The 382-nt window shown below is 61.0% G+C and carries 1 protein-coding gene; it reads right to left on the reverse strand.

All coding sequences use genetic code 11. The features are described 5' to 3' along the window. Positions 1 to 382, reverse strand: a 382-nt coding sequence (locus DXD16_RS10275; protein WP_199408067.1) for a hypothetical protein, incomplete at both ends; no start/stop codon positions are given.

Raw genomic sequence — 382 nt, forward strand, 5'->3', positions numbered from 1 at the left:
TTATCGAAAACACGATCTGGATAAGGCGCCGGAATTTGGGCACGGGCGCCTTCGCCGCCAGGGTCGCAGGCCTTGTGGCGCCGAGCACGAGTATCGACGAGAGAAGGAAGGGAATGAAGGGAAGGAAAGACGGCACCATGGCAACGGCGTAAGGCAGGAAGGAAAGGAATGGCAGGTCGTTTGCGGAGGCCGGGATATCCGTGATGCCGGAGCTGCTCAGGGCACGGCAATATGCGAGCGCCGCGTCATTGGTCTCTCGGTCTCCCACGATGGACCCGGATTGGAAGCCTTCGCCCATGAGCGCGTAGTAGCTCTCGGCAGAATCGAGAAAGGCGGCGTCGGTTTGAGCGGCAAGGGCGGCGTTCGCGTATCTTGCAAGCTC

The organism is Collinsella sp. TF11-5AC (assembly GCF_003436775.1).
Taxonomy (GTDB): domain Bacteria; phylum Actinomycetota; class Coriobacteriia; order Coriobacteriales; family Coriobacteriaceae; genus Collinsella.